Annotated in this window: 18 protein-coding genes; 5 read left to right on the top strand and 13 right to left on the bottom strand. The window is 52.8% G+C overall.

The window, feature by feature from the left end; translation table 11 throughout:
* Positions 1-143: 143 nt before the first annotated feature.
* From RBB81_RS15765 to RBB81_RS15780, 4 genes are all read right to left on the bottom strand, one after another.
* Entirely contained in the window at positions 144-2,576 is a 2,433-nt protein-coding gene (locus RBB81_RS15765; RefSeq protein WP_353071310.1) for an Orn/Lys/Arg decarboxylase N-terminal domain-containing protein, read from the bottom strand.
* Between the two features lie 106 nt (positions 2,577-2,682).
* Positions 2,683-2,958 (bottom strand): RNA polymerase sigma factor, encoded by a 276-nt coding sequence (locus tag RBB81_RS15770; protein ID WP_353071311.1) that lies wholly within the window; start codon positions 2,956-2,958, stop codon positions 2,683-2,685.
* On the bottom strand, positions 2,909-3,211 hold the full coding sequence (locus RBB81_RS15775) for a sigma-70 family RNA polymerase sigma factor (RefSeq protein WP_353071312.1): 303 nt from the start codon (positions 3,209-3,211) through the stop codon (positions 2,909-2,911). Before RBB81_RS15775 ends, RBB81_RS15770 begins: the two co-directional genes overlap by 50 nt.
* Before the next feature lie 346 nt (positions 3,212-3,557).
* Entirely contained in the window at positions 3,558-4,280 is a 723-nt protein-coding gene (locus tag RBB81_RS15780; protein ID WP_348641535.1) for an HAD family hydrolase, read from the bottom strand.
* Between the two features lie 349 nt (positions 4,281-4,629).
* On the opposite strand from RBB81_RS15780, the gene RBB81_RS15785 reads away from it, so the two are divergent.
* The gene (locus RBB81_RS15785; RefSeq protein WP_353071313.1) at positions 4,630-7,932 is read left to right on the top strand and encodes a serine/threonine-protein kinase; all 3,303 of its coding nucleotides are present in this window, start codon (positions 4,630-4,632) and stop codon (positions 7,930-7,932) included.
* Between the two features lie 69 nt (positions 7,933-8,001).
* On the opposite strand, the gene RBB81_RS15790 is transcribed toward RBB81_RS15785, so the two are convergent.
* Genes RBB81_RS15790 through RBB81_RS15830 form a run of 9 tightly spaced genes read right to left on the bottom strand, consistent with a single transcriptional unit; the run spans position 8,002 to position 20,183 of the window.
* Positions 8,002-9,051 carry a radical SAM protein gene (locus tag RBB81_RS15790; protein ID WP_353071314.1) on the bottom strand — a complete coding sequence of 350 codons (1,050 nt, stop codon included), beginning with the start codon at positions 9,049-9,051 and terminating at the stop codon, positions 8,002-8,004.
* Positions 9,035-10,978, bottom strand: a complete 1,944-nt coding sequence (locus tag RBB81_RS15795) for a methyltransferase domain-containing protein (protein WP_353071315.1) — start codon at positions 10,976-10,978, stop codon at positions 9,035-9,037. The genes RBB81_RS15790 and RBB81_RS15795 overlap by 17 nt, the downstream gene beginning before the upstream one ends.
* Complete coding sequence (locus RBB81_RS15800; protein WP_183788243.1) at positions 10,975-12,438, bottom strand: B12-binding domain-containing radical SAM protein; 1,464 nt, start codon at positions 12,436-12,438, stop codon at positions 10,975-10,977. Before RBB81_RS15800 ends, RBB81_RS15795 begins: the two co-directional genes overlap by 4 nt.
* Complete coding sequence (locus tag RBB81_RS15805; RefSeq protein ID WP_179583068.1) at positions 12,435-13,433, bottom strand: class I SAM-dependent methyltransferase; 999 nt, start codon at positions 13,431-13,433, stop codon at positions 12,435-12,437. The genes RBB81_RS15800 and RBB81_RS15805 overlap by 4 nt, the downstream gene beginning before the upstream one ends.
* Complete coding sequence (locus RBB81_RS15810) at positions 13,430-14,248, bottom strand: class I SAM-dependent methyltransferase (protein ID WP_183788239.1); 819 nt, start codon at positions 14,246-14,248, stop codon at positions 13,430-13,432. The genes RBB81_RS15805 and RBB81_RS15810 overlap by 4 nt, the downstream gene beginning before the upstream one ends.
* Positions 14,245-15,642, bottom strand: a complete 1,398-nt coding sequence (locus RBB81_RS15815; protein ID WP_353071316.1) for a B12-binding domain-containing radical SAM protein — start codon at positions 15,640-15,642, stop codon at positions 14,245-14,247. Before RBB81_RS15815 ends, RBB81_RS15810 begins: the two co-directional genes overlap by 4 nt.
* Positions 15,643-17,145 (bottom strand): B12-binding domain-containing radical SAM protein, encoded by a 1,503-nt coding sequence (locus RBB81_RS15820; RefSeq protein WP_353071317.1) that lies wholly within the window; start codon positions 17,143-17,145, stop codon positions 15,643-15,645.
* A 24-nt stretch (positions 17,146-17,169) separates the two neighbouring features.
* Positions 17,170-18,672, bottom strand: a complete 1,503-nt coding sequence (locus RBB81_RS15825) for a B12-binding domain-containing radical SAM protein (protein ID WP_353071318.1) — start codon at positions 18,670-18,672, stop codon at positions 17,170-17,172.
* Positions 18,666-20,183, bottom strand: a complete 1,518-nt coding sequence (locus RBB81_RS15830; RefSeq protein ID WP_353071319.1) for a B12-binding domain-containing radical SAM protein — start codon at positions 20,181-20,183, stop codon at positions 18,666-18,668. The genes RBB81_RS15825 and RBB81_RS15830 overlap by 7 nt, the downstream gene beginning before the upstream one ends.
* A gap of 141 nt (positions 20,184-20,324) precedes the next feature.
* On the opposite strand from RBB81_RS15830, the gene RBB81_RS15835 reads away from it, so the two are divergent.
* The 4 genes from RBB81_RS15835 (at position 20,325) to RBB81_RS15850 (ending at position 26,808) form a co-directional block, all read left to right on the top strand.
* Positions 20,325-21,305, top strand: a complete 981-nt coding sequence (locus tag RBB81_RS15835) for a hypothetical protein (RefSeq protein ID WP_353071320.1) — start codon at positions 20,325-20,327, stop codon at positions 21,303-21,305.
* Positions 21,306-21,874: 569 nt separating this feature from the next.
* Complete coding sequence (locus tag RBB81_RS15840) at positions 21,875-22,243, top strand: cupredoxin domain-containing protein (protein WP_179583080.1); 369 nt, start codon at positions 21,875-21,877, stop codon at positions 22,241-22,243.
* Positions 22,244-22,328: 85 nt separating this feature from the next.
* Entirely contained in the window at positions 22,329-23,528 is a 1,200-nt protein-coding gene (locus RBB81_RS15845) for a nucleotidyltransferase family protein (RefSeq protein WP_353071321.1), read from the top strand.
* Between the two features lie 220 nt (positions 23,529-23,748).
* The gene (locus RBB81_RS15850; RefSeq protein ID WP_257025525.1) at positions 23,749-26,808 is read left to right on the top strand and encodes an SLBB domain-containing protein; all 3,060 of its coding nucleotides are present in this window, start codon (positions 23,749-23,751) and stop codon (positions 26,806-26,808) included.
* The last annotated feature ends 119 nt before the right edge of the window (positions 26,809-26,927 follow it).

A 26,927-nucleotide genomic window follows, 5' to 3' on the forward strand; every position in this document is an offset into this window, starting at 1 on the left:
GGCCGTGATGCAGAGGAGAGTGAGAGATACGGGGACAGGAGACAGAGATCAATCGCGAACGACTATGGTGGCAAGTTAAAGGGAACGGCCTATTCTGTCAATAGAAAAAGGCCATTCGAGTTGACTTAGAAGAGCTTTGTGAATCACCTTTCGGAGGAAAGGCCGTTTCCAGGGACGACGGGTGCGGTCGCTGGAGTGCGCTTTTTCTTCTGGACTGGTGGCGCTGCGTTTGGTGGGCGTTGCTTCCCGTGGCCATTGCCGTTCTTCTTCTTCCCGGGAGTTTCGACAACGGCGCGCATCCAATAATTTCCTTCGGCGTCGGCCTCGATGCCGTGGACCTCGCGTTCGAAGCCTGGGAAGCGCTTGCCGAACTCTTCCATGGCGAGGATGAGCTTGATGACAGGGCTTTCGGCGCTGCCGAGACGTTCGCCGGGCATCGACATGGGGATGCCTGGAGGGTAGGGAACGAGCATGACGGCGGCGATTCGGCCGGCCATCTCCGAGAAGCGGATCTTCTCCGTTTCGTGGCGGAGGAGCTTCTGGTAAGTCTGAGCGGGAGTGAGGATGGGGTCGAAGTCTTCATCGCAGGCATCATTGACGAGGCCGGAGAGGTTGAGCTGAACCATTGCGGCGTGCATCTCGTCGGAGAGCTCTTTGAGGGTGACGTTGCGATAGCGATGAGGATAGCGGGAGACGAGTTCAGGGAGGGCCTCTTCGAGGGGAGCTTCGGAGTCGTAAAGGCGTTTGAACTCGAAGAGGTTTTCGAGGAGGGCACCCCACTTACCTTTAGAGGTGCCGACGGAGAAGAGAACCAGGACGGTGTAGTCGCCGGTGCGAGCAATCTCGACGCGGCGTCCGTCGAGGAACTCGGTGACGATGGCTGCGGGTATGCCCCAGTCGCTGACTTTTCCCTGAGCGTTGACGCCGGGGGCAAGGATGGTGACCTTGGTGGGGTCGAGCATGCAGTAGTCGTCGGAGATGTCTTCATCCTGGAAGCCGTGCCACTCTTCGCCGGGCTTTAGGGTCCAGGCGCTGGAGCGATTGGTAAGGAGGCCGTCTGCGGCTTCTTCTAGGAGGTACGTCTTTTTGTCGAGGGGATCGAAGACGTACTCGGGTTGATAGAGGCGGAAGAACCAGCCTTGTTCGGCTTCGCGGAGACGGTGACCGATCGAGGACATGGCCTTGCGGAAGCTGATCGCATCTTGCAGGGTCTCGCTCATTAGGGTGGGACCAGCTGGCTCGTCCATCATTGCGGCGGCCACGTCGAGCGAGGCGATGAGCGGGTAGAAGGGCGAGGTGGTGCCATGCATCATAAAGGACTCGTTGAACTGATCGAAGTCGAGGTTGGCGCGAGGGCTTAGCTTGACGTGGATCATGGAGCCCATCGAGAAGGCTGCGAGCATCTTGTGTGTGGATTGCACGGCGAAGATGGTGGGGCGATCGGGCATGTCGTCGGGAACGCCCATGGCGAAGCGACCCTGGTAGATCTCGTGGAACTTGGCGTAGGCGTACCAGGCCTCATCGAAGTGAATGCGTGGGACGGACTTCGAGAGCTCCGTGACGACGCGGTTGACGTCGTAGCAGAGACCGTCGTAGGTGGAGTTGGTGACGACTGCGTAGGTGGGGTTCTGATTGGCGACGCCGGTCGTGAGCGGACTCTTGTCGATGATGCCACGGATGAACTCGGGGCTGAAGCGCTTGAGAGGGACGAGGCCGATCATGCCGTAGCCGTTGCGCGTGGGCTTCATATAGACCGGGCGGGCGCCGGTGACGGTGAGGGAGTGGCAGATGGACTTGTGGCAGTTCGCGTCGGCGAGGACGATGTCGTCCTGCGCGATGACGCCGTGGCCGACGATCTGGTTGGAGGTGCTGGAGCCGCCGAGGACGTAGAAGGTCCAGTCGGCTCCGAAGATGCGGGCGGCGTTGCGCTCGGATTCGCCAGGAGGTCCGAGGTGATCGAGCCAGGAACCGAGCGGCGAGGTAGAGATGCCGAGGTCGGAACGCATGATGTTTTCGCCGAAGAACTTGTGAAACTCCATGCCTACGGGATGCTTGAGAAAAGCGACGCCGCCCATGTGGCCGGGAGCATCCCAGGAGTAGGCGCCCTGATCGTTGTACTTCTTGAGTTCGCGGAAGTAGGGAGGGAGGAGTTGCTCGTGGTAACGCTCGACGGCGAAGTCGACACGGTTGGCGATGAAGGCGGGGGTGTCGCCGAAGAGGTGGATGTACTCGTGGACCTGCTTGACCACTTCGAGGGGGAGTTCGCTGACGAGAGTACGGTCGGCGATGAGGAAGATCGGAATTTTCTTGTTGCGACGGCGTACGGCACGGAGGATCGCAAGCGCCGCTCCTTCGGCGAACTGGTTCTCGCCTTCGAGGTCCCAGTCCAGAAGGATGGTGCTGTACGACGGGTCGGATGTGACCAGAGACAGACCGTCTTCCGGGGTAGAGGTGCGGACGACCTCATAGCCTTCGAGACGAATCGCTTCGACGAGCCGCTCCATAGCGCGGTCTGATACCGAATCCGTGCCACCAACTTCACTCGCAATCAATAAAACCCAACGACCTTCGCTCATACACCTCTCACTTCTTGTGTTAATCCTCTTAGATGTTACAGGGAAGTTTTGCGGGGTGTTTATCGCGTGTGAATGTTGGGCAAATTGTTAGGCAGATGAGGATAGGTCAGGCGCAGGTGCAGTTGACGCAGCCGTAGCGAGCGCAGAGTTTGCAGACCAGGATCAATTGCTTCTTCAGTGCCTGACGGGCGCGGTGTATGCGGACAGCGGCGTTGCCGGCCGTAATACCAATCTTCTCTGCGAAAGCCTCCAAACTGGCTCCGGCCAGGTCAACTTCGCTGAGAATCTCGCTGTAGGAGGGCTTCAGAACGGGGAGTACCTGATTGATGCACTCACACTCGATCTCCTCTGACTTTGGAGGGCTGCATATCTGTGGAGTCACGAGCCAAGCGTTCCAAGGCGCGGTCTTCGGCGGAACGGTGGCGATAGTAGTCAATTATGGCGTTACGGAGGACACGGTAAAACCATGCGGCGGCAGACTCCTGTTGCCGTAACATCGAGACATTTTCGATAGCTCGGATATAGGCGTTCTGAACGATGTCTTCAGCGGCTGCTGCAGAGGCGACGCGCCTCTGCACGAACTGCAGGAATTGTTGCCGGTTGAGGACGAGTTGTGCGATAGCTTGAATTTGCATGGGGACTGTTAAAGGGACGTGGTGCGGAGCTTTGTACCGCACCACGTCTTAGTCATTTGGATGCGGGACATGTGCAGCTGGAATCGCAGGGGCAGGGGGGTGTGCATTCGCACTCCGGGCAGCACGGGCATATAAGGCAAGTTGTCATGTGATTCTCCTTTGATCGGGCGTTTTGCTCCGAACACTACTGCTGACGGATGAGGAAGGCGCAAATTACAGTCCAACAGACTGTTCACAGACAATAGGACGTGAGAGCGCATCGAATCCCATGCCCTGCTAGAGAAGGTAAGGGTATTAGATGAGTAATAGTGTCGCGATGCCTCGTATTCCTGAGATACGGGCTGATCTAGAAATGACGGGTGAGGTCGGCGAAGCTCGCAAGTTCGAGTAACTGCTGCCCTGCAGGAGGCTGGTTCACGACCTCATGCTCGAGGACCCAGGTGAAATCGTGCGGAATGAAGATGGCGTTTAATCCGGCTGAGAGCGCTGGGTTGACGTCCGAACGGGGACTGTTGCCGACCATCCAGGTATTGCATGCCTCGCAACCGTGGTGAGAGGCAAGCGAGAGGTAGGCCTGGTGGTGTTTTTCAGGCAGTACCTCGACAGCAGCGAAATGAGGAGCGAGGCCGGAGCGATGCAGCTTGTCGGTTTGCTCGTCCTGGTCTCCCTTGGTGACGAGAATGAGGCGGTGACGCGTGGCGAGTTCGCTGAGCGTGGGGCCAACGTTGGGGAGAAGCTCGATCTCCTGCTCGGCGATGGACTGGGCGAAGCTTTCAATGCGACGGTGCTTTTCGTCTGTCATGGGGACGTCGCTGAGCTGTTCGAAGCAGGCGACCAGCGACCTGCGGAAGCTGTGAAGCCCGTAACCGTGGGCGCGGATAGTGTCGTGTTCGACTCGGTTGAGGTGGCCGCGGACCTCTTCCGCGGTGTGAATTCGGTGATCAAGGTAGGAGATGAAGCTGGTGATGGCACGCTCAAAGTAGATGTTGTTCTCCCAGAGAGTGTCGTCGGCATCAATCAGCAGGGTCTGGTTAACAGGATGGCGGACGATTCGGGTAGGAGGGTTCACACACTGATTATAAAGTGCTCCCGACAGCGCTGGATGTGTGGAAGATGGGTCATGAACGACATGCCACGCTTGGGGGATGTATTCCTCGAACTGGCTATGCGAGAGTTGGAAGCGATCACGAGTCCTGGTCTAGCGCCGGGTTGGAGAGGTTGCACGAGGCTTGTCCCGTCGTCAGCAGATTTGTTTATCGAGTATGGAACCCTTTCGAGGTGGTTCTGCGATCAAGTGGTGATGGACATTATGATCAACTCGCACAAGGCCTTACGCTCGCGACTCCGGTTACGAGGATGATCGCAAAGCGAAGATATTGGTTCCGATCGACGCTGGGAGAATAGAAGGCAACCGAGGCATGATTCCAGAGGCTGGCCAGAGGTTCGGTCCGTACGAGATCCTGGGTAGACTGGGCGGCGGAGGTATGGGCCTCGTCTTTCGAGCCTGGGATGAGCGGCTGCATCGCGAGGTTGCGGTGAAGCTGCTGCATGAGAGCTACAAGATGCCCGGGATGCGAGAGCGTTTCCTGCAAGAGGCGCGGGCTGCTTCTGCACTGAATCACCCAAATATCTGCATGGTGTTCGACATCGGCGAACAGAATGGCACGCCTTATCTAGTGATGGAACTGCTGGAGGGCGAAACCGTAAGGTCCCGAATCGAACACGGCGCGCTCTCTCCGGACGAGATTGTTCGCTATGCGCTCGAGATATCTGACGCGTTGGCAGCCGCGCATACCAAAGGGATTGTGCATCGAGATATCAAGCCGGCAAATATCTTCCTGGTGAAGATGCCGAGTGGAAAGAGCCAGGCGAAGGTGCTGGACTTTGGCCTGGCGAAGATCGGACTCGAAGTGCGCGGAGGGTGGGAGTCGCGAACGCTTGATATGACGCTATCGGGGGCGACCGTTGGGACGGTGGCGTATATGTCGCCGGAGCAGGCGCGGGGCGAGTCACTGGACACACGATCGGATCTGTTCTCGCTGGGGGTTGTGCTGTATGAGATGGCGACGCGACGTGTGCCGTTCGAAGGAACGACGAGTGCGCTGATGTTTGTGCAGCTTCTCAGTCATACGCCGGACTCTGTCCGTAACTGGAACGAATCGATTCCGCGTGACTTGGAGCGGATCATCCTCAAACTGATGGCGAAGAATCGGACTGAGCGATTCCAGAGCACGCAGGAGTTGCAGGAGGCCTTAACTAAGGTCGGGGGAAAGCTGGGTCGAGGAGGATGGCTACACAAGGGATCATTGTCAGCAGTTCCTCTCGTTCGTGCTTATGATCCAGTCGCTCTGCATAAGGGACCGAAACGCAAATCTGATTCAAGCCAGGGGAATACGCCGGGTGGGAGGGTGCCAAGGCTCCAGGCCAGAGGGTCACTTGATAGCAAAAAGCTGACCCGCCCCGCGGTCGGTCCGGGGGGCGATTTTGGTCGCGCTCCAAAGCGCTCGCATCTTGTACAAGCGGGCGCCTTGGCATTTGAGAGCGAGGGCTCTCAGCGGTTTCGGCGCTCTGTATATGATGTGGTGCAAAGTAACGCTCAAGATGCAACTGTCCAACAGGTTGGTCATAGCCCGTTGACGGGAGTGAAGATATTACCTTCTCAACCAGAATCGATAAGATCTCGACGGGGGTTGACGCGTTTTGAAGAAGATCGCGATGACATGGCTGAGCGGGATGTACCGGAATGGCTGGTATCTGAAGACGATTCTTTAGCAGAGTTGATGGTGGAGCAGAGAAAAAAAGCCTGGGTGCGAATGGCGGCCGCAGTGACCCTAACGCTCGGCGTCGCGATGGCAATCTCTCTATTGATTGGCAGAAGCCTCTTTCGACCGATGGTGCTAAAGCCCACTGATCGTTTGCTGCTAACTCTTGTTCAGAACAAGACTGGAGACAAGACACTCGACGGAACGGTGATGGAGGGGCTTGAGATCGCGCTGCATCAATCGAAGACTTTGAATGTTCTGGGTGGTCAAGCGTATCGCGCGGGCCTAATGCAGATCAATCCGGAGAGCGCTGTAGCGATGATGACAGTCCCTGTGCAGAGTGTCGCGCAGAAGATTGGCGCCAGGGCTTATTTGTATGGTGAGATCAGTGGATCGGAGGCTCCCTATACGATCAGCGTCGACGTGTTGAGGGCTGATTCGAACGACAAAGTGGCCAGCCTCGATGAGATTGCTGGGAGCAGGGAAGAGATTCCCGCGGCGATCGGCCGACTAGCGTTGGCCGTGCGGAGAGAAGTGAGTGAAGACAGTAAAGCCGACATGCGAAGAACAATTCCGTTTGCCGATGAGGCGTCAGGAAATCTGGATGCGTTGCATGCTTATTTTGTAGGGGCGACAGCAGAGCGGAATGGCCGAATCCCCGAGGCGTTAGAGGCGTATCAAGAAGCGGTAAATTTCGATCCGAAGTTTGTTCAGGTGCAGATGCGGCTTGCGTGGCTTTATCGTGAGGAAAAGGCTGAAGTGGCATCCGCGAAGGCCGCCGGGTTTGCACGCGATGCCGCAGTTCACGCCAGCGAGGCGGTCAAGTTGCTGGCGAAGTTCTGCTTTGAAATGAATGGGAGTGGGGATTTGGTTCAGGCTACCAGAACGATCCGCGAGTATGTGTTGCGATATCCGCTCAGCGTTGACGGGAGAAGAGGGCTGGCGCTGGTGTTGCGAATGCAGAGGCTATTCCCGGAGGCTTTGCAGGCTGCGCAGCAGGGATATGAGGAGAATCCGTTCGATGCGGAGCCTTATGTCGAGGCAGAACGCGACCTGGTCGGGATGGATCGATACGGAAGCGTCCTTGAAGTGGCGTCACAGGCTGGTCACATCGGGGTTGCGAGTAGTACCAACGTCCTGACCGCGGCATATCTGGACGGGAGGGAAGATCTTGTGACAGAGCAGGTAAAAGAATTGCAGGATGCGCTCGCCGGACCAACGATTGGCAGTCGCGCGCAGGTGACGTACGCAGACTTGAATAATTACGGCCTTTACCTGGATAACACAGGAAAGAAGGGCGCGGCTTTGGATCTGTGGCGGACGGCGGCTGCAAAAGCTGGTGACGACGCCGAGCTATCTGGCACCCAGGCATCTTTGTTGGCGCAAGGCGCGCTTGATCAGGCTCTGGCAGAGAGTTGCTCCGCTGCACTCGCGATGGTTGAGGAAGTGAGAAGCTTGCCGAAGGGACCAGTTGCAAGCTTCAACGCAGGAATGGCTGCGGCTCTCTGTGGAGATCAGCCGTATGCGGTGAAGACTGCCGGCATACTGCAGCAGCATTTTCCGCGAAATACCGCAGTGGTCCAAAACTACGCACCTGAGTTGAAAGCTGCAGCCGAGATTGGAATCAATGAACCTGGGAAAGCCATCCCGAGACTGGATATTGCCGCACAGTACGAGGAGACGGTGTTCGCGGCATATTTGCGTGGCATGGCTCACGCAGCATTAGGTCAGACGTCTCAGGCCATCCTCGCTTTTCAGACAGTATTGGCTCGGCGCGGCGAAGCATCGATGCAGGAAGGAGATCTATATCCGATGGCGGGGATAGGAGTAGCGCGGGGCTACAAGAACAGCCGTAATCAACCGGAAAGTGTCGAGGCTTATCGGAAATCTTTGAATCTATGGAAAGAGGCGGACCCAAAGCAACCTCTGATGACCGAAGCATTGGCCAGAAGTAGATAAAGCCAACACAATTGATTCATATGGATGGGCTATTAAAATATCCCGTTACACTCGACGTATAGAAGGCCTTCAGTTGGTTGGGTTATCACTGACTGTACTGTAATTCAATGAACATACGCATCGCTGACAGATTGGGTTGGTTTCTACGTTGAGCGATGCTCGGAACTCTTTGGCCACTTTCCCGTTAACTACGTCTTCCAGTGCAGAGTGAGTCATATTTCCTATTGAGTTATGAAAGAAGCAGGGGCGGACGGCACCATCGATTTCAAGCACGGCCGAGACCCAGGGGGCGTTACATACGGGAGCTTTAGGAGAGAGTTGTCCTAGGTGCTCGCGGAAACGTCGCGAGATTTTTCGCAGCTTTGCGGCCGACTCGACTATGAATCTTTGGTCGAAGTCTACTCTATATTCGAGGATCAGATGTTCGATTTCAACTTCGAGAACCGTTATCTCGTCCGCGCTCAGACCGATCTGGCTCTGTCTCTCAATAGGCCATACTAGTGGGCGATTGAACGCTTCGGAAGTGAGATCGGCTGCTAAAAAGGAGATTGAGTTTAGCCCCATAGCCTTAGCTGCATTGACTGTCTCGCGTAAATGATTATGGTTGGCTTTCTGCACAGTGGTTCGGCAGGTTATCGGGAGATATGGGTTGTATTGGCGAACAGCGGCTATGCCTTTATCGATGAGGTCGAAAGCTCCGCCGACTTTGCGGATGTTGTCGTGAACTTGTCTTGGGCCATCGAGGGAGATGATGATGTCATCAAATAGATTGGCAACCTCGTTCGCGCGTTTGAACAAAAGTAGACCTGTGGTTAGAAGAGTTAAGCGAATTCCTTGATCTCGAAAAAATGTGCACAGCGCCGCGAGATCGTTATGAAGCAGCGGCTCGCCGCCGGTGAGAACCACTTGTCTAACTCCAAGATTCTGCAGCGAGAGTCGGTGGCGTTCCAAATTCTCCACTTGGATCTGCTCCCTGGTATCACGCTTCCAGATGTCACACATGACGCAGCGGCAGTTGCACAGGCTGTGCACATTCAGGATCAGGATCGGCATGTTTGTGATTGCCGATACGAGCGAAGTAATAGATTGCGGAGTTGACACCTCATGCAGCACTGACACGCTCCACCCTCTTTCCGCCGACTCGGATGTCGTTTCCGAGCGTTTTTCTTGCACTACTTAAAAGTTCATCAATCGGTGCCCGGAGCCACCGCTTGTGACCCTCGATGAGCAGGGGACACAGGCCGGCCTGAAGTGGTTTGGCAAGGCAGGCGTAAAGAGCATCGCTCGCAAGTTGGATTCGCCCCCCAAGGATGACAAGTTCGATCTGGTCGAAGGTAAGCTGCGAAACAGTCTGTGCCGGAGTAAGACCTTTATCGCGCACGGCGATGACGTCGCCTACAGAGCCTGGACGGAGCCGCCCTTCTCCGTTGCGCAGACGCAAAACACTGGCTGATCTTGTAGTAACCATTTCAAAGAGAGACTGGTCATCGAGGCCAATCTCGCGACGCGCAAAACTTATTTCATCGAGCAGATCGCCGGCCGAGGTAAGCGGAGAATCGCTGCCAAGGACCACCGCGTTGAGAGACTTGATCAACGTCGCGGAAGGCGCGGAGGAAAAGAGGAACTGATTTGAAGTGGGACAGACGACGAGAGCTGAACGACGTTGATTGATAAGCGAGACCGCCTTCTTATTTAGAGCGAGGCCATGCACAAGAACTGTTCGCTCGTCGAGAACTGCCAGTCGATCGAGATCAAAGATCTCTTGGGCACTCTTTGCGTCGACTCCTTCGGCGGCATGAAGCAGGAAAGGTAGATGTGGCGGTGTGTGATCGAAGTTGTGCAAGAGGTTGGGATCCATCGTAAGGGAATGAGCCCAGCCAAATCTGGACAACACACGAACTGGAAAGTCGGCTGCGACTAATTCGCGCGAGAGTGGGTTGTGATGGCAGACAGTGGTCACACCGCAGAGCAGATTGCGGATGGCTCCCCACACTAGCCGAGTCGGCTTTGGGACCTTGCGATGACAGGCGATGACTGAAGCGTAAGTCCGATGGATCTCTCTTGCCCACTCGATCGAGTTCAAATACGGTCCTGTTCCCAGGTTCGGGAAGAGGCTGAACTCAAGATGATCATGTGCGTTGATGAGGCCTGGGAGCAGTAAATAGTTAGATAGGTCGATTGTTTCGCTCGAACTAGATGACATCCCTGTGCGACGTGGCATCTTGTGCGAGACGAAGGATATTTGTCCGCGTTCGATCTCAATCAGAGCTCCGGTTGCTGCGCAAGGCCCGAAAGTACATCTTCCCGCTATAAGACGTAGAGTTCCAAAATTCCCGCTTGGAGCTTTCTGCAGGAGCACTTTTTTTTGCAGCTGTAAAATATAAATGGCAGGGAGCTTCGCACAAGCTTCGTACAACTCCGGTCTTCCGTTATCTTCGAAGACCTTTTTCTCCTCTGAATCAAAATCCGGCTGGATATTCGTAAGTAACTCGAACCCGTACGCCTGAAATATGTCAGTAATCTCCTGGAGTGAGTATCTGTGGGCAGGGACGGTTTCAGTCGAATCCTCGTGAGTAAAAGATCTTTTCCAGTCACATAAAGCTGCCGTCTCTGGATGCATGTCCGTCAAAAAGACAGTGGCACCAGGCCGGGTAACTCGGTGCAGTTCCCGAGCGAAGTTCTGCAGGCTTTCCAGGTAGCTCAAAACGAATGATGACACCACGAGGTCCATCGCGGCGGTTGGTATAGGTAGAGCGACACAGCTTCCGAGTCGTAAGGAACACGCTGCCCCAAGCTTAGTTGCAGCACGGTGCAGCATTTTGTGAGAGGAGTCAACCCCAGTTAGACTCGCGGGTCCACGAGATGCCAAGAGTTGAAGCCATCTGCCCGTGCCGCATCCAGCGTCCAACACATCAAGGCCGCTGACATCCGGGAGTATCTGACTGAGAAAACGTTGCTCCAGCATGAGCAGCGGATTGGGCTGCTCGTCATAGACCTGCGCCCAGGTATCGAATACATCAGACGAAGAATAGGCTGTCGCAGTCACAAACTTTCTCGCTTTGGCTTGCGGAGGCTGATGAATTCGTTGGCCCAATGAAGTTCAATTGGGAAGTGATAGAAGCGAAGTGCATATCGCCATGAGCTGAGACTCTTCAAGAGAAAGCGACTCCACCTCGGCGCACGGATATCCTGTACAGTCGGCCATCGTGAGCCGACAACGATCTCGAAGTTGTCGATGAGGTTTTTGGTCTTACGTTTAAGCCACGGAGCTTGCGTGTCAATGCGTAGAGTAAAGTCCATCCACCGCTTCGAAGCCCACTCTGCGGGAGTAGACGGCCACGCGATCTGGCCGTCAATATTACCGTACATATTGTCAGGTTGAGGCACCGGCGTGTAGTGATAGATGATGATCTCAGAGTCGGGATTAATCTTCTTCAGTTTACGTATGAAGGCAAGGGTCTCACGGGTGTCTCGTTCCGGGTCTCCCGGATTTCCGATGACGAAGGAGAACTCGGGAATGATACCAAACTGTTTTATCCGCTCTGCAATCGTTATTGTCTGCTCTGTTGTTATGCCTTTTTTCATCTCTTTGAGAGCCCAGTCGGAGCCTGACTCAGCACCAAAAAAAATCATGGTGCATCCTGCCCGTTTTAGCGCCGCGAAGGTTTCGTCGGTGTAACGTGACATGACATCGACTCGGGCCTCGCACCACCAGCGAAGGTTGAGGTGTTCAATTCGCTTCGCAAGCTCCAGGGCGTGATCCTCCCTCAGGAAAAAGTTCATATCGTAAAACTGAACGGAATCGGCTCCGTACTCTGTTACGAGATGCGAGAGAATGGCAGCCGTGCGTTCTGGCGACTCCATGCGTTCTTTGTTCCCATAAGCAGCGTGAACTCCACAAAAGCTGCAGTTAAAAGGACAACCAATACTGGCGTGATGGACAGCAGTGCGCTTGCCAAAAAAAGAAGGCCGAAGATATTTGTTGACGGGCAATTTGTGAAAGGGCGACCAAGGGAACTCATCGGGCCCCTTCATGGGCCGCTCGGCGTTGTTTCTAGGTAGGCCAAAGATGTCTTTGTAGGATAAGCCGAGAATGGACTCCAGTGTGCGTTTCCCGCGCAGTGCATCCAGGAGTTCCAGCAGTGTATCTTCGCCCTGACCCCTAACAATGTAGTCTACGTACTTTGCATTGAGTGCAGCGTCTGGATAGACGGAAGGGAAATAGCCTCCCCACACGATCTTCACGTGAGGATAAGCGCGGCGAACATCCCGTGACGTTTCCATCGCGGCAACCATCTGTGGCCCTGGCATCACAGAGACGCCGAGAAGTTCGACGTCGTGTTGTTCAATTAGCCGCAATACGGCTGCTGTCGGGTTGTCGTCTACATTGCCGTCGATAATCTCATATTCTTCTCGTCCCTCAAGAACTGCGGCAATAGCCAACACAGCGAGAGGAAGGCGGCGGTTGCGTGGTTTTGTGGCACGTGGATTGAAAAGGATGATCATTTCTTGACTCTAGCGGTATAGATTCGGAATTGAGACGGTTCGCGTCTGCCGAGCATGTTCGCAAGTAGCGGCCGCATAAGCCAGCGCATTCCGTAATTGGGGGTGTGTGCTTGCCAGCGAAGACTAAAGCAGGTCTCTATTCTTCGCAGACGTTCGTCTGTAAGGAATTCAAGACTTCCGAGGCCGTCGGACGGAAAACCGTAGCGTTGAGTGAAGGTCCTACGACGTTCAATGACCATCTGTCGACCGCTCGCTTCGTTGCTATACCACGGGGTATCAGCGATGAGAATCGTTCCCCCGGTGCGAGTACAACGTAAGGCTTCGGCTATGGTCTTCTCGTAGTCTTCGGAATAGTGAAATGATGCGTTATAAATAACAAGGTCAAACGAATCGTCCGTAAAAGGGAGGACGTCAAGCTCTGCCTGAAGACGAGGGAAGAGTGCAGCAAGCTGTTTCCGATAGTGAATTGCGGCGCCTACGCCATCGCGATCATTAGTAAGCAGATCTACCGCGACAGGCGCATGACCTGCAAGAGCCAGGCGATAGCTCATCCATCCATTACCTGCGCCGAGGTCGAGAATTTGAAGCGGTCTTTGGTTCTCGATCCGTAAATTATGAAGAATATTCTGTTCGATGTAATGAAACGTTCTGGCTCGCATGGTCCATTGCTGACTGTTGTTCCCAGACAAGTCGCGATAGGGAAGCGCAAGATAGTAGTCCGCACTTATGCTGCCACGGCCTTCTGCAGAACGAATGAACTCATAGTCTTTGATGAAGCGGGAGAAATGAGAGACCCGTTCAGGAAGTAAAGCTCTCCAGATGCCTTGCTCCCTCGATAGCTTCAGGCAACAATCCGAGCATACCAACATCATGTCACCTTTACTCGTATGCGGAAGAACTCCTATCTGTCCGTGACAGCGCGGGCATTGAAGGCGAATCTCGCCGTCTTCGGTAGCACTGCAAGAGATCGATCTAAGATGAGTCGTCACCATCATGCCTGGGCTCTTTCGAAGCGAATGAGCATGTGATCGCCAAGTACGCGAAACCCTGGACGGCTTGAGAGAACTTTATCGATCGCCTGTAGGATATTTAGTGATTTTGGATATTTGCGGATCCATGGTTCAACGTAAGACGGTGGAACTGTGATGCCGATACCCACACAGGAACGCATTATGAATGCAGGTGAAAATGATCTTCGCAACTGGCGTAAAGTCGGGTAGTAGACGTTGACGGCAAACTCGTCGACCTTGGCTACTGTTCGACCCGAGCATCTTCGAAACGCTTTACTGAGCTTCCCGCGAAGCGAAAACCAGATCATCTCTGAGATGCAAAAGCGGGTGGAAAGGCAGACAATAAGTGGAGCACCCGGAGGCATAAGAGCTGCCAGGTCCTCTGCTGTATGGTTTAGATCGACGACACAGTTAAGGCCGGAGAAATTTGAGAAGGCTCCGTCAAATTGTCTTTCCGGTCGGATCTGATGTATCAGTTCAATTGGCAGTTGACTGAATCGCACGAGAGGATTCGGAGCCTCAGGGCGAAGACGTTGACTTGCGATCCGTATCATTTGTTCGGAGGCATCAAAGGCGGCCACTGAGATTCCGTTGCGGGCGAGGAACATCGCATCTTCCCCCGTGCCACAATTCAACTCGAGAACATAATCTCCAGGTCGGAACGTCTGACTCAATACATTCCACACGATGTCTCGTTGAGCGCGGCCAATAAGAGACTTGGTGAATAGATCGTCGTATCTTTCGGCTAAATGGTCGAAGGCAAGTATGGCTTGAGGCTGGACGGTAGCCATGTTAGTCATGCTTCCACCTCCATAGAAGTGGAAAGCAAACCAGCGCGAGCGGCCATGATGTCACGACGCAGACTGGCCGCTCGGTCGGATTCAGCCTCCGATGTGTCGGCTATGCGTGCGAGTTGGACCTCGTCTTGAAGGAGTTTATCCGCATACTTGTAGAACTTTTGAGAGTGGCGCCCCTTGATCTTGATGTCACGGTCGGAACTAACACCCCATGGCTTTAGTTGGACTAGACGGTCGGCGATCTTCTTGTAGTAGGGTGTTCCCTTGATGGGATAAGACACAGTTGTAAAAAAAATGTCGGGCTTCGTTATGCTGACATGCTTGATCGTGGCTTCGATGTCCTCTAGCTCTTCGCCTTCATAGCCCCACATAAGGAACATTCCGCTTTCTATCCCTCTTTCGCGGCTCATAGCGACGGCCCGTTGTACCTGCTCGATTGTTACACCGCGATCCATGGAATCGAGGATGCGTTGCGACCCGCTTTCAGAGCCGATCCAGATCCGAAAACATCCAAGCTCAGCGAGGAGATCGAGCATCTCCGGATTCAAACGATCCGCCCGAGAGATGCATTCGAACGGGATACGGAGATGACGACGACGCATCTCGCCAACGTAGACGCGAAGCCACTGATGATTGATCGTGAAAACGTCGTCAGATATCCAGACCATGTCCGGGGAGTAGGTGTGGAGTAGCCATTCAACTTCATCGACGACAAGCAGCGGATCGCGACGGCGGTGGGTTTGGCCGAAGACCTGATGACTACACCAGCGACACTTGTAAGGGCATCCGCGCGCCGTGATGAAGTTGACCGAACCTTTACCATGCGCGTCTCGCCAGGTCTTGACGTAGCGACCGACATCAATAGCATGGCGGGCTGGCCATGGTTGACTGTCGAGATCGGCGATCTGATTGCGCTGCGCCGTTTCATGCATATTGCCAGCCGCATCAAGATAGGCGAGCCCAGGGATGCGGGTGCATGCGGCTGTATCGGTAGCTCGAAAGGCTTCGAGCAAATCCTGTGTGGTGAGTTCGCCCTCACCAAAGACTACATAGTGTGCCCCTGCCTGGAGATATTCGAGGGCGTACGCGCCAGGCTCCGGGCCACCGACGATGGTCTTCCAACCGGCCTCGCGGGCCACTTTCAAGATTTCGACGACATTACCACGTGTCATAAGATTGGCATAGATGCCAACGACCGAGGGCGTCTCAGTACGCAGATGTTTGAAGAGGGCTTCGCGACTCGAAAACGTGGTGTCGAAAACATCTACTTTAAAACCTTGTTTCCGTAGATGAGAGCACAGGTACAAGATACCGAGCGGAGCGTAGGGCTTCAAGATATGAAGCTCTTTGGGATCTTCATATAAAAAATAGCCGTGAGTAAGTAGAAGCTCTACCATCTAAACCTGCCTCTCAGCCGGAATAATGTTCTGCAGAGGAACAAACTTTCTTTTGTCGGAACGACTGGTGATTTCGTCGGCGAGGAATGCTGTGAGCTTAGAATTTCTGCTGACAACTTCAAGTTCAAAAACATGTTGCCAAAGAGAGACCGGATCAATCTGACTCCCGAGCTTGTTTGCGCTGTTCCAGGAGTCGACCTCCGCATGGAGCGCGTTTCTTAGTGCTACGTAAAAATCGTTCTTATAGGCTGCGAAGAACATAACGCACAGGTCGTCGCTATCAGTCCAATTTCGTTTGGTTCCAATCTGCTCCTGAACGCGCTCGAAGAAACCTGTTCCAGGCAGGGGGTAAGAGAAAGAGATGCCGATATCATCTGGACGTGTGCTGCGTACGAGTTCGATGGTCTGTTGAATGTCTTCCCATGTCTCTCCTGGATAGCCGAATTGCAGGAAAAAGCACGCACGAAGCGCTTCGTTGGCGAGGAGAGACCGCGCGGTGATGATATCGGTTACGCGTAGCCCCTTATCCATTGCATCGAGCACCTTCTGTGAGCCAGATTCGACGCCCATCCAGATTTCCGTACATCCTGCTCGCTTGAGTCCCGCAACAGTCTTAGGAGTCATCAGATCAGCACGAGACTGAATTTTGAAGGGGAGAGCGCACTTCATTGCTTCAATTTCGTCTGCGAAATCCTGCACCCACTGATGATTCAGGGCGAAAACGTCATCACCGAACCAGATGTGCTCGACTCCGTATACTTCCTTTAGTTCGCGGATCTCCGCTGCCACAGATTTGGCGGAGCGGATCTGGAATTTGTTTCCTGAGATTGGCTTCGCACACCAGTTGCACCTATAAGGACATCCGCGACTGGCGACGATATTGGTTGAAAAGCGACCATGCGCGGTGGTCCAAGCTTGACGGTAGGGGGCTAGATCAATAAGTTCGCGGGCCGGTCTTGGCAGAGCACTCCAGGATGCGTTCTTCGGGACTTCTCTCGAACTTTTGTGAAGTTTCCCTGCGGCGTCGAGATATAGGAGACCAGGTATGTCCGAGTACGGCCGTGCAGAAAGAACGGCGGAACATAGCGTTACGAGTGTCTCTTCGGCTTCTCCCAGCAGAATGAAATCAACCTCGTTGCGGAGGTACGACTCGCCTTGGTCGGTCATGTCAGAGCCATGTGCAATGACAACGGATCCTGCCTCCTTTGCCAGTCGAGCGAGTTGCCAAGCCAGTTCGCGCATACGCGTTAGGCACATCTTTGAGAGAAAATTGAAGTCGTCTTCGTAGATCACCACAATCTTGGGACGATGTTGCAGTAAGGCCGTTGAGAAGCCAAGGTCGGGGTCCCCGAGCATCGTGTCGAACACGGCAACAGAAATGTTCCCAGCTCTCAGTGCAGACGCAGCGTATAGCGTACCGAGGGGAGGATACGGCTGCATCTTTCTTACCTGCTTGGGATCATAAGGAAGGTGATAAGAATGGGTTAATAGAACATCAGCCACAGATTACCTCCTCCCTTTGTCTGATTAGCACGCATTGACGGTCTCCTTAGGGAGTTCCTGACCAGTCACCAGCGAACGGCGAAGTACGATGCGTTCAGAGAGATTAGAAAGCCAGAGTTCCCATGGAAATGAGTAGTTGCTTGAACGGAGCCGCCAACGGATTGGCGTCTGAACGATGAACCGCACGGCGTACCGCAGCCGGGAATAGTTTTTTTGCTGACGATCGATCTGATTATTGAGTAAGAAGTACTTGAGCATACGTTGCAGTCGGGCGAGTTCGTTGCCCTTAAGCCAAGGCAGCATGTTTGCACCCAAAGGCATCTCCATCCATTCATGAAGATTTTTCGGCTCAGGGACACCCAGTTCGCGCAACTGGGGCCAGATAGGAATTCCTGGATAGGGGGTAAAGATATTTGGCGAGAAACTAACATTGGCAAACTGACGACCGATGTCGCTCATGGTCTGAAAGGTCATGATTCGATCTGCTTCTGTCTCGCCCGGATACCCGAAGATTAAGTTGAAAGTTACGCGAATTCCACCCAGTTGTGCCTTGCGCGCAGTTTCATACATCTCGTCGACACGTTGATGACGCTTATTCATGAGCTTGAGCACGGAGTCTGAAGTTGATTCTGTGCCAAAGCCCATGTGTGAGACGCCGCTGGCGCCGAGCAACCGAACTTCATCCTCACTCATGCGACAGAGAAAGTCGGTAGAGGCCTGAAACGTCCACTTAAACTTCACTCCGGAATCAATGATGCCGCGGGCGATCTGAAGAGCTCGCGGCAACTGAACAGGAAAGTTAGAGTCAAGCAGTGCCACTTCTTCAATGCGGTAGCGAGTGACGAGCTCGATCATTTCCGCTACTGTCCGATCGGCGGAGAGAGCATTAAATCTCCGTTTGTAAAAGACCATGTCTGTACAGTAATTGCACGCATAGGGGCAACCAACGCTGGTCGCATACGCGAGTTTGCGAATGCCGGCGATTTCTTCGTAAGCATCAAAATTAGTAAGGTCGAATGCGGGGAGCGGAAGCGAGTCTAGAGATTCAATCTTCCGATCAACGTTGTGAGTATGTTGCCCGTTGCTCTTCCAAGAAAGCCCTGCAATGTTACGAAGAGATTTCTTATTAGCCAGGGCTTGGGCGGTTTCGACAAGTGTTATTTCACCCTGACCGCGGACAACCATATCTACAAAGCTTTCACCCAAGGTTTCATCGGGAAGCAGCGACGGGTGCCATCCCCCAAAGATGACTGGAAGCCACGGCGCGTGGCTTTTGACTATGCTTGCCACTTCTATAGCGCCGCGAATCATTGGGCCGGTCAGAACGGAGATCCCAACGCAAAGAGCATCCACGCTCTCGCACTCTATACGGGTTAAGTAATTCGGTTCGATAGCGGCATCAATCATGACGACATCGAAGTTTGCTTCACGCAGACTGGCTGCAAGAGTGAGTAGGCAAAGCGGTGCACCAAGCGGAGGCCCGTCATATGGCGGATAAAACAATACGACTTTGCCCTGACTCAGCATGTAACCTCTCCCGGTTCTGGGTTCGGTTCTAGTCGGCGAGCATCCACAACTGGCTTGAAACCCGCCGTCCGCTCCTTGAGCTTGTCATTGAGCCAAAGCTCGACGGGGAATCGATATAGGCCATAATCAAGTCGGAAGCGAGCTGGAAAAGATATGCACTTCTGAGCAAGGCGAGTCATGCGAGTCCGACGGTCAATTCCGATCGGAATGCGATCGAAGGCAATACGTAGGTAATCGCGCATAACCTGTAACTCTTCGTGATCATGTCCGTTCAGCCAAGGGAGTTTGGTGTAACGCGGAAAGAACTCGGCCCATTTTTCAAGCGAGTCAGGAACCTCAATACCAAGCTCGGTAGCGTTGTTCATTACATTGGTGGCTGGATAGGGAGTAAAGATATTAGTCCAGAATTCCGTGCCCGGAAAGCGTCGGCATACATCCATAATGAAATTCATGGTCTCTCGACGCTCTTTTGCTCCCTCTCCAGGGTAGGCAAAGATAATGTTGAAAGAGGGACGCATTCCTGCGGCTAAGCACCGCGCCGCGCTTTCGTAGATATCTTCGAAGTTTTGAAAGGTTTTGTTCATGGCCTTCAGGATCTTTGGAGATCCGGAGTCGACACCTTGGCAAATTTGATGCAAGCCGCTGCGACGCAGCAATTTCAAATCCTCCAGCGAAAGCCTAGAGGTCAGATTTGTAGTTGCTTGGATACTCCACTGAAACTCTGCCTCGGCCTGCACTAGGCCCTCGCTGATGGCTCGCGCACGATCCAAGTCAACTAAAAAGTTATCGTCCACAATCCAAAGCATACTGAGGTTGTACCTACGGCTTAGGTCAACAGTTTCTTCAACGAATTGCTCCGCCGGAAGAGCGTTCCATTTACGCTTATAAACCGCACCGTTGGTGCAATAGGCGCAATCGAAGGGGCAGGCAAGGCTGGAGGTGTACATTGCCCAGCGCCTTCCACACATTCGCTCATAGGCATCAAAGTCCGCAATCTGATAAGACTTTGGAGGTTGTTCCACAATAGGCCTTAGCGCGCGCTCGGGGGTAAATATAAGTTTATTATCTCGCTTGAAACCGATGCCGGAGACAAAGTCTGGAGAGGACTGGTTCTCAATGTGGCCAACCAATTCGAGGAAGGATTCTTCTCCCTGTCCACACACTACGTAGTCGATGTACCACGATTGCAGCGTCTGTTTTGGCAAAAGAGAAGGGTGCCACCCCCCAAGGACAATCGGGAACTCGGGGTCTCGAGCCTTAATAGCTTTGGCAATTTCAACGGTCTCACGGATCATCGGCCCGGTCACTAAAGAGATTCCGAGACAGATAGAGTCACGCACCTCTTCCAACACGCGCTGCTTATAATTTGGGGTGATAGTAGAGTCGATCAGAACGACCTGATAGCCGGCTCGGATCAATGGAGTGGCTACGGCGAGGATGCCTAGAGGTGCGGTCGCGTCAGAACTAGCGAAAGATGGGAAAAAGAAGACAATTTTGCGGGCCTTAGGCAATGCAATCTCCTCGCTTATTTTGGACGATATGACTTGCGATCGATGCAGTTGTCACATCCCTGTCAGCAATTTGTAAAGTTTCTAAGAGAGGCCGGAATTCTTCCGTCCATTGAGATAAAGTGAGATCCGACAGGTGTTCCGATGACTTCATTTTCAACAGATGAAACAGTTTTACCCCATAGCAAGGAGCTTAATTTCGCAGGTGCGAGTTGCGATCTGCACACAAACTCATGTGAACTACTGAGTTTGTTGAGTAATATTTCGATTCCCACCAATCCCATCCTCACGAGCCGATTCAGCATGCGAGTTTTGGTCAACGAGTCTTCACCAAAACCAATGGGAGAGCCGCACTTCCGGGGTTTACATCATGTGGTAACAGCTTCGTTCGGCAGTGACAACATTTTTGTCTTCGATATCTTACGTCGAACGGTTAACGCCAGTATCTCGACGGTAGCGGCTAGAAACTCCCGATTCTGGAAGGAGAAGCTGGTCCCAATTTCTCTTGGCGTTCTAGGTGCCGCCATGGGAATGGTTCCCATGCACTGCGCATGTCTGGAGTCCGATGGTGACGGGTTACTAATCGCCGGCCTCTCAGGGGCTGGGAAGTCCACGTTATCTGTCGCACTCTCACAAGAAGGCTTCAGTTATGTCTCTGATGATTGGACTTATATCTCACAGTTCCGCAGTTCGCTGGTTGCACACGGCACATCAGCTCCAGTAAAGCTATTGCCCGATGCTGTCAGTCATTTTCCAGGCCTGACAAGATATAAGCTGCAGACATCAATGAATGGCGAGTTAGCTTACGAAATAAACATCGCCGAGACATTTGGTACGCGGATCGAGAGAGCTTGTGAGCCGCGGTGGCTGATCTTTTTAGAAAGAACGCGACAGTCTGGAGCGAAGTTCACCACGGTGACATCGTGCAAAGCCCATAGCTACCTTGATTCGAGCATGGAAAGATTGCCTGTTCAGCTGTTCGAAGCCTCGGCGATGCGTGACCTTACTGTCGAAGCCGTCTCACGGTTGCCGTGCTGGCTATTTCGATATGGAGGAACTCCCAGGTTCGCCGCGAGGCATCTCCGGGCGTTTGTAGCCAATCGCAGGGAGAAAGTGCTCGTTTGATGAGAAATCAAAGCCGCCCTCCTGATCTTCTACGACGTTTCGTCGCCACGCCATATCTGTTCACAAATGGCACCGGTCCCGATCGACTTTCTGTCCAATCGAATGACTTAGAGATCGCCATAGCCATTCGACGTCTCTGGATTAATGAAACCCATGGAAATAGACCGGCCGTCGTCTCCTGGAAGATTCTTCGAGACATAGTGCCCCCCGATAGCCTCGCAGAGATATCCATTCTCCACGATAAGAAACTGCGGACATTGATGATAGGTACAGGAACAATTCTGCTTTTTGACCTCGAAAGGGCAGAGTTTTTTGGGTTCATCTGTGCAAACATCACGGTCCAGCAACTAACTTCATCACTAATTCCCTTGCTGTTGGAGCCCTAGAGAGAGCCAGAAGAATATCTTTCGGGCTTTTACAAACAAGTGACAAACAACACATTGCACAATGACAACTGATTCACATAGCTCTACTAACCTATGGATAACGCGGTCGTCTGCGAGTCGGCGCGAGCTTTGTGTAAGCGGATTGTTAACCCTTGCCTCCAGCCTCGAAAGGTCGTGGTGTAAATGGAACTACCGGTCTCGGCAAAAGTGTTCATGGTTGGCATATTCACTCTTGGCGCTTTAGCACTGTCTGGATTCACCGCAGCCTCGGATGCACCAAAGACAGTTATTGTTTCAGTAAAGCGGTATGCGTATGAGCCGTCAGAGATCACCTTGAGAAAGGGCGAGCCGGTCATCATCGAACTAAAAACTCAGGACGTCGCTCATGGTGTCAAATTCAAAGAATTGAACCTTACCACCAGGATTGACAAAGGGAAAACTGCGGAGCTCGCTTTCACGCCAACCCAGACCGGAGATTTTGTAGGCCACTGTTCAGTGTTTTGCGGGTCCGGGCACGGCTCGATGACCTTAACTCTTCATGTGACAGAATGACGATGCAAAAGACAGCCCTAGTAAAAGTGTTAGCCTCTCTAGCTGTAATCACAGAATAAACGCAAATAGGAAGGTTATGCCGCGAATGAATTACCGATTGGCACAGGCCGTGATTGCGACGTTCCAAACCGAGGATTCGCGGATGCTTGGCGAGCGCATTTCCAAATTTAGTTATCGGGCTTGGAAGGGAACTTATCCCTGGTTGGATGCTAGTGGTCTGGCAATTTATTTTTTAGACCGGCTCCATGTCCTGCACATGAACGATGCGATCCCTCCGCGCGTGTTGCTCCGTCTCAAAAAAAATGCTGCGGATAACCAGGAAAAGACGAATCGCTTGTTCGAGGAGTTTCTGAAGATTAATAGGGATTTCAAAAATGCAGGGATATCCTACGCCAACCTTAAAGGTTTCACTTTGGCTCCCGATGCGTTTTCGGAGGCTGCGCTGCGTTGTCAGCTTGATCTCGATTTTTTGATAGCTAATCACGACATCTCTCGTTGCGAGCAGATAATGCGACGACACGGGTATTTATTAACTGGTATCGGGAGTAATGTAAGGGAGTTCAAAGCAGGCGGTGAAGGTATGCCATGTTTGAGAAATCTCTATAAGGTGAAACCGCAGCGTTGTGTAGAAATACATTTTGCCGACGACCGTGGTTGGGACTGTATCCATTTTCAGGATGACCGACTATTCAGGCTGAGCTCTCGGCGTTGGCGAGATCTGGAATTACCAATTCTTTCTGATTCTGACAAATTTATCGCGCAGGCAGTCCATCTTTTTAAGCATCTGAAGGGAGAATGGACACGAGCTGCGTGGATTCTCGAATTCGTGAATTTTGTTAAGTTTAATCAGGAAAACCATACCTTATGGATTGAAGTACAAAGACATGTATCGAAGAGCGAAGAGATTGCCCTTGCAGTGGGAGTTGCGACACTCGTTTCGCGCGAGAATTTTGCCATGCCCTGCCTGCCGGAGGTGTTAACGTGGGCAATCAGTCAATTACCTCGGCCCGTCAGTCTATGGATCGAACGGTACGGAAAAAGAATAGTGTTAGCAAAATTTCCAGGAACGAAGCTCTATCTTTTGCTCTGCAGAGCTTTGTCACACGCGGGGCGTGGGGAGCTCTGCGAAGTTAGCGATAAACTGTTTCCTCTGCGTCGACCCGCTAAGATTACGGTCACCAACAGGGAGACAAGATTATCGCTTCGGTTGCGTGGAGCACTAGATGAAATTGGATATTTTTTTTTCGGTTGCGCTTTCACCTGGAACAGGGTTGCTGTTACTTAATCGAAGCAGCTCGTTGGAGGAAGAGCAACACGTCTTCGGAAAGATAGGCTTCAGCTCGCCGTCATCGCCGCTTGGCGATATACCCACTGCTAATCTATTTAGAACAATCGTGATAGAGCGATTCAGGTAGGGAGTTGTAGACCTTGGTCGCATTTTTATCTGGATAGTGTTTACGTAGTTTGTGTCGTGGCCACTAATCGTTCTGTCTGTCGGGGCCATTATGAAAATGAATGTAGAAGATGGTGGCTTTGACTCCAAATTTTGTAGAAAACCTGTGAAGCACGTAGCCGGAACTGATCGGCGACGTATTCGAGTGCAGGAAGGAAGGCTACAAGTCTTTTATATGAGCTTTTTTGAGCTGGGTAGGAGACGGTGGTTCGCTATCTTCTTTTGCTGTTTGCTTTCATCAACGTCCGTCTGGTCACAGCAATTACAGGCCCCGACTTTGCCGGCCGGCCTGCCATCTGGTTCGCCTTCGTTGTCACCATCTCCAAGGACTCCCAATTCCAACCCAACCGATGATGACAGTGCAGGCCGCACAAGATTGAGTGCCGAAGGGGATAATACAAGTCAGGGAACAAACGGCGTCCTGACCACAGATCAAGTCCTCAAAGTCTTGCAGTCTCGACCAGAATTGATAGTGGACATCAAAGAGGTAATGGCCGACTATCTGCAACAGCAGGGAACTACAACGCAGTCAGATGCTATTACAGATGACATGCTGTACAAGGGCATATCCACAGATACGGGACTACGCGCCGTAATTACAGTATGGCTGAGGGCGCGTGGCTACTTGTCCGGTTCAGATTTAGATAGACAGAGTTCAGATATGCAAGAGTTCGACGAGTCTCTCAACCCAACGACCTCACTCGGTTCTGGAGGTCCTGATTCTTTGAGGGGCGGTGTAAAAGATGCAAATTCTCCTGGTTTCGACCGGCCGGATAATGTTAGTTCCGATGTTGTCCGGAAAAAAGGTGGATCAGGTTCTTCGGAACGGGGAGATCTCTCGCCACCGATCAAGTCTGATCGCAACAGTGGTAATTCGACTGAGGTAATTCATCAGACAACTCCTTACAACCTTCAGTCGCTTCGCGATTTATACTCCCAAATTCCGGAGCAGACTTCGAAGCTCAGACGCTTCGGGTCGGATATGTTTCTTGAGAGGGGATTGACTGCCAAACAGATGTCAATTGATGTGCCGGTCGGCCCGGAATATATTCTGGGGGCAGGCGATGGACTGATCATTAGTCTTTGGGGAGGAGTGTCACAGACCTTTCCAAGGAACATTGATCGTGAGGGGACAATTGTACTGCCCGACGTCGGGGCCGTCCTAGTCGCGGGACTGCCTCTCGGCCGCGCTCAGGAGTTAATTCAGCAGGAATTGGGGAAGCAATTCAGAGACGCGAAGGTTTCGGTAACTCTTTCGCGTTTAAGAACCATACGAGTGTACATAGTTGGTGATGTTCAACGTCCTGGAGCATACGACCTTAGCTCGCTAGCGACTCCGCTCAACGCGCTATATGCAGCCGGTGGACCAACCAACCTTGGCTCATTACGTATAGCTCGCCAATATCGCGGAAAAGAATTGGTGCGCGAGGTAGATCTCTATGACTTTTTACTTCACGGTGTTCGGCCGGACGGGGAAAGACTGGAAGCGGGCGACACGATTTTGATACCGCCCGTCGGACGACAGGTTGCAGTAGCAGGGATGGTTAAGCGCCCCGCGATCTATGAACTAAGAGGCGAGAGAGAACTATCTGAAGTGTTGGACGAAGCCGGTGGTTTGCTGGTGGCTGCTGCGATGAGCCGCATAACAATCGAAAGAATTGACGAGCAAGGGCACCGGGCGACGCTGAACCTGGATATACCGGAAGGAAGTACGAGAGAGGCGTCGCAGATAAGGATCGAGCAGTTTGCCGTTCTAGACGGCGATCGCGTTAACATCAACCCGATACTGCCTTATAGCGAAAAGGCGATCTACGTTGAGGGACATGTTGTCAGACCTGGAAAGTTTCCCTACCACGATGGAATGAAGTTGAATGATGTTCTTCGGTCGTACCAAGACCTCCTTCCAGAACCCGCGGATCGCGGGGAAATTGTTCGTCTGATGCCACCTGATTTGCGTGTTGAAGCTATTTCATTTAGCGTGCCCGACGTTTTTGTCGGGAACGAAGAACTTGACTTAAGACCTTTCGACACAATCCGGATCGCAGGTCGCTATGAAGCAGACGCTCCCAAAGTTCAGGTACACGGAGAGGTAATCCACCCCGGAGAGTATGCGCTTTCTCAGGGAATGACCGCCGCACAACTCGTTCGGATGGCAGGCGGCTTCAAGCGGAGTGCACTACTTGATGCCGCCGATCTTGCTAGTTATGACGTGAAAGATGGACGACAGGTTATAAGCCGTAGAGGGGCAATCCGAATCGGAGCGGCAGTCAACAATTACGATTCGGCCTCAGACGTAATACTCAAAGCCGGGGACGTGCTGACAATCCATCAAATATCAGGCTGGAACGATATTGGATCTTCAGTAAGTGTGTCCGGTGAAGTTGCTTATCCCGGTTCCTACGGTCTGCAAGAGGGGGAAAGATTGAGTTCAGTTTTGAAACGCGCAGGTGGGTTTCGATCTTCGGCTTACCCCTCAGGGGCAGTATTGATCAGACTTCAGGTAAAAGAGCTTGAAGACAAGAGCCGAAATGAGTTGATCCATCAGATTGAGACAACATCCGCTGGTGCGAGGCTGGCTCCGAGCCTCTCCGCACAGGACGATGCGGCGACATTGCAGTTACTCGTCCAGCAACAAAAAGAAGTGGTTTCTCGATTGCGCAACCAACCAGCAATTGGACGTTTGGTAATCAAAATTAACAGAGATATTTCAAGCTGGGAAGGCACATCCGCAGATGTCGAACTGCGTAATGGAGACGTCCTCACTATACCTAAAAGGCCAGGTTTCGTTTTGGTCACTGGTCAGGTCTATAACGCGTCTGCAATCACGTTCGTTCCGGGGAAGACCACGGGCTGGTATCTCCAGCGAGCGGGGGGTAGCACCGAAGGCGGTAACCGAAAAGAAATTCTTGTCATCCGGGCTAACGGCCTCGTGGTAGGGAGACGTTCGAATAACTGGCATGAGCCAGGGGTTCTTGATACAAAGCTTGATCCGGGCGACGTCGTTGTTGTTCCCCAGAAGGTCTTCGGTGGGTCGGCCTTGTGGAGAAATCTGTTCGCTTCAGCGCAGGTATTCTCTTCGGTGGGATTCGCAGCAGCGTTGGCGCTTCACTAGGAATTATGACGTGAGTCCAAAAGTGCTAGTTTCAGGTCTTTGTATAGACTAAATTTTATTTTATCGAGCGACACCTAGTATTTTAATATGACTCTTTATCTAAGACAAGCAGTTGGTGG

The sequence above is a fragment of the Tunturibacter gelidoferens genome (assembly GCF_040358255.1).
Taxonomy (GTDB): domain Bacteria; phylum Acidobacteriota; class Terriglobia; order Terriglobales; family Acidobacteriaceae; genus Edaphobacter; species Edaphobacter gelidiferens.